At 44.8% G+C, this 6,868-nt stretch carries 6 protein-coding genes, 1 pseudogene and 1 riboswitch; of the genes and pseudogenes, 6 read left to right on the top strand and 1 reads right to left on the bottom strand.

Translation table 11 applies throughout. The annotated features are described in order from the left end of the window. The 6 genes and pseudogenes from G470_RS14515 to lysA all read left to right on the top strand — a co-directional run. A pseudogene (locus G470_RS14515) lies at window positions 1-251 on the top strand (hypothetical protein); the annotation flags it as partial. 158 nt (window positions 252-409) lie between these two features. Beyond that, window positions 410-588: riboswitch (Lysine riboswitch) on the top strand. A gap of 79 nt (window positions 589-667) precedes the next feature. Continuing rightward, a complete protein-coding gene (locus G470_RS0100570; RefSeq protein ID WP_035444770.1) occupies window positions 668-1,870 on the top strand; it encodes an aspartate kinase in 1,203 nt (400 codons plus the stop codon). Between the two features lie 18 nt (window positions 1,871-1,888). Beyond that, window positions 1,889-2,875 (top strand): aspartate-semialdehyde dehydrogenase, encoded by a 987-nt coding sequence (locus G470_RS0100565; RefSeq protein WP_028273128.1) that lies wholly within the window; start codon window positions 1,889-1,891, stop codon window positions 2,873-2,875. Between the two features lie 10 nt (window positions 2,876-2,885). After that, the gene (gene dapA, locus G470_RS0100560; RefSeq protein WP_028273127.1) at window positions 2,886-3,767 is read left to right on the top strand and encodes a 4-hydroxy-tetrahydrodipicolinate synthase; all 882 of its coding nucleotides are present in this window, start codon (window positions 2,886-2,888) and stop codon (window positions 3,765-3,767) included. Window positions 3,768-3,772: 5 nt separating this feature from the next. Continuing rightward, window positions 3,773-4,504, top strand: a complete 732-nt coding sequence (dapB, locus tag G470_RS0100555; protein ID WP_028273126.1) for a 4-hydroxy-tetrahydrodipicolinate reductase — start codon at window positions 3,773-3,775, stop codon at window positions 4,502-4,504. Between the two features lie 18 nt (window positions 4,505-4,522). Further along, window positions 4,523-5,788 (top strand): diaminopimelate decarboxylase, encoded by a 1,266-nt coding sequence (lysA, locus tag G470_RS0100550; protein ID WP_028273125.1) that lies wholly within the window; start codon window positions 4,523-4,525, stop codon window positions 5,786-5,788. 78 nt (window positions 5,789-5,866) lie between these two features. On the opposite strand, the gene G470_RS0100545 is transcribed toward lysA, so the two are convergent. After that, window positions 5,867-6,802 (bottom strand): manganese-dependent inorganic pyrophosphatase, encoded by a 936-nt coding sequence (locus tag G470_RS0100545; protein ID WP_028273124.1) that lies wholly within the window; start codon window positions 6,800-6,802, stop codon window positions 5,867-5,869. Window positions 6,803-6,868: the final 66 nt, after the last annotated feature.

Genomic DNA, 6,868 nt, shown 5'->3' with positions numbered 1-6,868 from the left:
GTGGATTTTCAGCCAAAGGGGCTGGAAACTTAGCTTCCATTATTTCAGCTCGTAAAAACGGAACGCTTTTAGAAGCTTTGAGAGCGGAACTACCTGCATTTGAACAAACCATTGTCCCTGAATTTAAAGGGGCTGTTAGAGCTGTTTTGAAAAAGATTCATCGTCCTTCTATAGGGGTTAAAATAGGTGAAATAGCTAATTATAGTTCCACATCAAGTCCAATGGGACAACTGAAGAAAATGTTTGGGTAATGAAACACACAGAATGAGCCATTTTAATATTAAAATTGAAGAGTTACCATCTCTAGAGAAAAGTTTCCGCCAAAGTATTGACACATACGATTAATGGTTGTTGGTTTACTTTGCAATTAAAGTTTGATAAGGTGTGTATTGGAACAATTAAAAATTTCATGAATGGATGAGGTGCAAAAATCATCAGTACTTTGACAGTCAACAAGCTGCAAACTTTGTCAAAGGAAAGGGAGATTTGCCGAAACATGTATCATTTGCAGATGATACATCGTTGGATTGCGTATGAATAATGCGTAGTCTGTCATTGTCTTACAGATAATGGAGTGCTTCCACTTGTAAATAAGCTAATTATAGACAAGTCGGTGAGCCGGGCTTGTCTATTTTTGTATGCACCTCATTGAAAGGGTTGATTTCTGATGAACAGGCGTGTCTTGAAATTCGGCGGATCCAGTGTGGCGGATTTAGAGAAAATTCGGCGCATCGCCGACTACATCAAATCTCGCGTAGCGCAAAAGGAACAGTTGGTCGTGGTTGTGAGCGCAATGGGAAAAACAACGGATGACCTTTTGAAAAAAGCGAACCAGATTACGGAACATCCAAACGAAAAAGACTTGGCGTTGCTCCTGACAACAGGTGAACAACAAACCATCTCCTATCTATCCATCACGTTGAATGATCTTCAAGTGAAATCCCACCCGTTAACCGGCTATCAAGCGGGTATCGAAACCGTCGGCCATCACTTGAACAGCAAAATCTCTAAAGTAAATACTGAATTCATCGATGAATTATTCGAGACAAATGAAGTATTGATTTTGGCAGGTTTTCAAGGGTTCAATTCCCAAGGAGAAATGACCACTCTTGGCCGCGGCGGTTCCGACACCACTGCTGTGGCACTTGCGGCATCGCTTGGCTGTCCTTGTGAAATTTATACAGATGTGGCCGGCGTGTACAGCACCGATCCTCGTATCTTTTCTGAGGCCTCTCTCCTTCCCTATGTCTCTTATGAAGAAATGATGGAAATGAGTGCCTTAGGTGCAGGTGTTTTAACTTCAAGGAGTATGGAAATAGCATATAATTACAATATACCTGTTTATTTAGGAAAAACCTTGTCGACGGAGAAAGGAACATGGATTATGGCGCAAAAAGAAATGTTGGAGAAAAAAGCGGTTACGGGAGTGGCTTTGGATAAAGATATGGTTCACGTTACGCTCAATTATCCAGAATACGATACCGAATTGATGAATCGGCTGTTTCTTCATTTAGAGGAAAATGAAATCAACGTGGACATGATCTCTCAAATCATCAACAATGAAGGGTTGCAGTTGTCATTTACGGTTACCAATACCGAAGAACACAAGATAAAAGAGCTCTGCGCGGTACTGAAAGAAAAGTACCCAAATCTTTATTTCGAGTCCGAACAAGGTTTCGTCAAAGTATCGGTTATCGGTGCAGGTATGCGTGATATGACTGGAGTGGCTTCAAAAGTATTCCGTACACTCATCGAAGCAGACATTCCCTTCTACCAAGTCACCACTTCTGAAATCAGCATCTCATATGCCATTGATGAGGAAAATGGCGAAAAAGCTGTAACCACCCTGTGTAAAACATTTAATTTATAATATTACGGAGGTAAGTAAATGACTAAATTAGCTGTAGTCGGAGCAACCGGCCTTGTCGGTCAGAACATGTTGGAGCTGTTGGAAAAGAAAAACATCCCTTTTGATGAGTTGGTGTTGTTTTCTTCCGAACGTTCTGCTGGAAAAGAAGTTGAAGTAAAAGGTAAAACATACATCGTTGAAGAATTGACCGAGGAAAAAGCCGCCCAATCGTTTGATTACATATTGATGTCTGCAGGCAGCGGCATCAGTTCCGCCTTCTCCCCTATTTTCGAACAACACGGCGCAGTAGTCATCGACAATTCAAATGCGTTTCGTATGGATCCGGAAATCGATTTGGTTGTCCCTGAAGTCAACCAGCCGTCCTTTAAACGAGGCATCATCGCCAACCCTAACTGCTCCACCACGCAGGCTGTGGGACCGTTGAACATTCTGGAGCAGGCATTTGGAATTGAACGTGTGGCCTACACCACTTATCAATCGGTCTCCGGGTCAGGCGTTAAAGGCATTGAAGACTTGAAACGCGGCGAGCGTGGAGAAAAACCTGTCAACTACCCGTATCCTATTTACAATAACGTCATCCCGCATATAGATGTGTTCTTGGAAGACGGGTATACGAAAGAGGAACAAAAAATGGTTTTGGAAACTCGGAAAATCTTAAACAAACCAGATTTGAAAGTAACCGCCACTTGTGTCCGCGTACCCGTGGAAAACTCCCATGCGGTGGCCATCAATGTGACGCTTAATAAAGAAGCTTCAGTAAAAGAAATTCAAGAATTGTTTGAAAAAAGCCCGTATGTGGTATTGCAGGACGACCCGCAGAACAACGTCTACCCGATGCCGCTTACCGCTGCTGGAAAAGAGGAAATTTTCGTCGGCCGCATCCGCCAAGACGACACACTGCCAAACAGCTTCCATCTATGGGTAACAAGCGACAACTTGCTGAAAGGTGCAGCTTTAAATACGGTTCAAATCTTAGAACAAGTACTAAAAATCAAACAGAAATGAGGATTTTACTATGTCCCACTTATTCAAAGGTATCGGCGTTGCCGTAACCGCTCCTTTCCAACAAGGTGCAGTTGATTACGAAGCTTTCCGCAATCACTTGAAATTCTTGATCGAACAAGGTTCCCACAGTTTGGTAGTGAACGGAACCACAGGAGAGTCATCCACCCTGACAGACGAAGAGAAAACAGAATTGTTAAAAATTGCGGTAAAAACGGCCGACGGAAAGATTCCTGTCATTGCCGGAACCGGATCAAATAACACAGCCCACTCCATCGCAGCATCCAAAGAAGCGGAAGGTTTAGGCGTGGATGGTTTGCTGTTGATCACTCCGTACTACAATAAAACAAGTCAGAAAGGGCTGATTGCGCATTTCACTGCTATTGCAGATGAAACCAACCTACCTATCATCCTCTATAACGTACCGGCCCGTACCGGCATGACCATCGCTCCCGAAACCGTTGCGGAATTAAGTAAGCACCCGCGGATCGTTGGGTTGAAAGACGCGACTGGTGATATGAACTACTTGTCTCAAGTAAAATTGTTGACGGATGACTCTTTTGCGATGTACAGCGGAAATGATGATTCCTTCCTTCCATTCATGTCACTTGGCGGAGACGGCATCATTTCTGTAGCCGCAAACGCGCTTCCGAAAGAATATGTGGAACTGTATGAAGCCAGCCTGACGAACGTAACCAAAGCACAAAAACTGCACTACCATCTTTACCCTCTTGTGGATGCATTGAGTATGGATGTGAACCCAATTCCAATCAAAGTTCTTACTTCTCATCTTGGATACGGGACCTATGAACTGCGTCTGCCTTTGGTTCCGTTAGAAGATAGCAAACAACAACAGTTGATTGATGCCTTCAATCACGTACGGGGAGGAAATTAGTCAATATGAATATTTTATTATCTGGTTATGGAGCAATGAACCAACGCGTTGCGGCTCTCGCTGAGAAAAAGGGGTATACGATTGTTGGTGTATTGATGAAGGAAGGAATGGGATCGGCTCCCTACCCTCTCTACCATTCTTTTGAGGATCTTCCGGATGCGGATGTTGTCATTGATTTCTCTCATCCCTCCTGGACAAAAGAAATGCTGCAATCTTCTCTCTCTCTTCCGCTGGTCATCGCCACAACGGGGGATAAAGAAGAAATGGAAGCATTGATGAATAAAAAAGCACAGACGCAGCCGGTCTTTTTCAGCGCGAATATGAGTTATGGGGTTCACGTCTTGACAGAATTGGTCCGGTTCGCCACCCCGCTTCTTTCTTCTTTTGACATTGAACTCGTTGAGAGCCACCACAATCAAAAAGTGGATGCGCCAAGCGGGACATTGAATAAGCTGTTAGATGCGGTTTTGGAGAAACGTCAAGACAACCACCCGGTTTATGACCGCCATGAGAAACATGAAAAAAGAGACCAAAACGAAATCGGTGTCCATGCCATCCGCGGAGGGACCATCGTCGGAAAACACGAAGTCCTTTATGCAGGACACGACGAAACCATCTCCATCATCCATGAAGCTCAATCAAAAGATATTTTTGCCAACGGTGCTTTAGATGTGGCGGAAAAACTGGTGAACCAACCAAACGGGTATTATACCTTTGAATCATTTGACAACAATTAAGAAGAAACGAGGCATACGATGGATTTAACTTACAATGAACACAATCAATTAGCACTCCAAGACATCCCGTTGACGGAACTGCAAGAAACTTACGGCACGCCTTTGTTTGTTTATGACGAAAACCACATAAGAAACCAATGCCGTCGCTTCCATCAGTCGCTCAAAAACAGCGGTGTCGAGTACACGGTTTCCTATGCCAGCAAAGCGTTCAGTTCCATCCAGCTGTTCCGAATCATGAACGAAGAAAACATGGGACTCGATGTCGTCAGTGACGGTGAACTGTATACCGCATTGAAAGCAGGATTCCCTGCCGAACACATCCACTTCCATGGGAACAACAAAACCAATGAAGAGATCCGCTACGCTTTAGAAGCCGGCATCGGGTTGTTCGTCGTTGACTCCTTGAGCGAAGTGGACCGAATTGACGCTTTGGCAAATGGGCCTGTGGATGTCCTGTTGCGTGTGAACCCAGGTGTGGAGGCTCACACTCACGAATTCATCCAAACCGGTCAGGAAGACTCCAAGTTCGGTTTAAGCCTCCTCCATGGATTGGCGTTGAAAGGCATCCGTAAAATAGAAGCTTCTCGGCATCTGAACTTGAAAGGCATTCACTTCCATATCGGTTCGCAAATTTTTGGCACCGAAGGCACGACCGCCACGATTAAAAAAGTCATTCACTGGCTGAACGACCATGACATCCACATCGAGAAACTCAATATCGGCGGCGGGTTCAGCATCCAGTATACCGATGAAGACGTGCGCTACCCGATTGAAGATGCAATCAAAGAAATCACCGATACATTGCGCTCTGTATGTGAAGAAGTTGATTACCCTCTTCCTGAGTTGATGATGGAACCAGGAAGAGCGATCGTGGGAGAAGCCGGCATCACGTTGTACACAGTGGGAACGATCAAAGATATTCCAAATACCAATACCTACGTTTCCATAGATGGTGGGATGAGCGACAATATCCGCACTTCCTTGTATGACGCCAAGTATACTGTGAAGTTGGCTAACCGGCGCACAGAGGATCAGTTGATCCGCACAACCATCGCTGGAAAATTATGTGAGTCCGGAGACATCATCGCAAAAGACATCTCTCTTCCGCATGTGGAAGCAGGCGATTTATTGTGTGTATTGGCAACAGGAGCGTATCATTACTCCATGGCCAGCAACTACAATCAAATGCGCAAGCCGGCTGTTGTTTTCGTAAAAGACGGGCAGCATCGTCTGGTCATCAAGCGGCAATCGTTTGAAGATCTGGTTGCCAATGACGTGATGTAAGAACGCACTCGCATATCGCTAACGCAAAGACAAAAAAAGACCTTCGTCCGAGTACCGGCGAAGGTCTTTTTTCTGGTTTTATTCGTATTTTTCCAATACTTCTGTCAAGTTGGGAACCACTTGTTTTTTACGGGAAACCACACCTGAAAGTGGGAGTTGACTGTCGGTAATTTCTTTTCCGAATGCTTCTTCCACCGCTTTGATTGGGTTGCCAGAAACCAACGCTTCTGAGTTGCTTTCCAAGATGTTGGTAATCAGCAACACATACAAGTCGTATTTGTTTTCCAAGCAAAGGCGTTCCATCTCTTTCACCAATTCTGCTTTTCTGGAAAGAACGTCGTTGACATCCACTACGTTGACTTGACCGATACGAACGGATTTGCTGCCCATAGGGAATGTTTTGGCGTCGCCCTCGAGCAACTCTTCTGCAGTTTTGTCGCCTGTGTTGGTTCCGGCTTTCAACATGTCCAAGCCATAGCTTTCCAAATCTACTTCTGCAATCTCAGCCAGTTCTTTTGCCGCTTTGATGTCTTGTTCCGTGCAGGTAGGGGATTTGAACAACAAGCTGTCAGAAATAATCGCTGACAGCATCAACCCGGCGATGTCTTTCGGAATGTCCACTTGGTTTTCTTTGAACATTTTCAAAATAATCGTGTTGGTGCATCCCACTGGTTCTGCGCGGTAGTGCAGCGGATCAGCTGTGTGGAAGTTGGCGATCCGGTGATGGTCCACAACCGAAAGAACCGTAACTTCTTCAATGTCGGAAACACTTTGTTGGAATTCGTTGTGATCCACCAGCATCACTTGTTCGGCTTCATTAGCGGCTGTTTCAATCACGCGGGGAGCTTGTGTATTGAAGTAATCCAACGCATAGGCCGTTTCTTCTCCAACCTCTCCTAGAGCAACTGCCTCGGCATCCACTCCTAATTGTTGTTGCAAATATGCATAAGAAATCGCTGAGGTGACAGCATCTGTATCTGGATTTTTATGACCAAAGACGAGCACTTTTCCCATAAAAGATTCTCCTTTTGTATTCGAATAAGTTCAGCTGATCCTCGCCCTTTCTCCAGCATCCGCTTT

The sequence above is a fragment of the Atopococcus tabaci DSM 17538 genome, from assembly GCF_000429585.1.
In the GTDB taxonomy this organism is placed as follows: Bacteria; Bacillota; Bacilli; order Lactobacillales; family Carnobacteriaceae_A; genus Atopococcus; species Atopococcus tabaci.
This window is presented reverse-complemented; position numbering and strand designations above follow the sequence as displayed.

What these genes read in the sequence shown, in the direction of transcription:
- G470_RS0100570 (WP_035444770.1), top strand. Translation starts at nt 668, where the DNA reads ATGAACAGGCGTGTCTTGAAATTCGGCGGATCCAGTGTGGCGGATTTA.
- G470_RS0100545 (WP_028273124.1), bottom strand. Translation starts at nt 6,802, where the DNA reads ATGGGAAAAGTGCTCGTCTTTGGTCATAAAAATCCAGATACAGATGCT.
- dapB (WP_028273126.1), top strand. Translation starts at nt 3,773, where the DNA reads ATGAATATTTTATTATCTGGTTATGGAGCAATGAACCAACGCGTTGCG.
- lysA (WP_028273125.1), top strand. Translation starts at nt 4,523, where the DNA reads ATGGATTTAACTTACAATGAACACAATCAATTAGCACTCCAAGACATC.
- dapA (WP_028273127.1), top strand. Translation starts at nt 2,886, where the DNA reads ATGTCCCACTTATTCAAAGGTATCGGCGTTGCCGTAACCGCTCCTTTC.
- G470_RS0100565 (WP_028273128.1), top strand. Translation starts at nt 1,889, where the DNA reads ATGACTAAATTAGCTGTAGTCGGAGCAACCGGCCTTGTCGGTCAGAAC.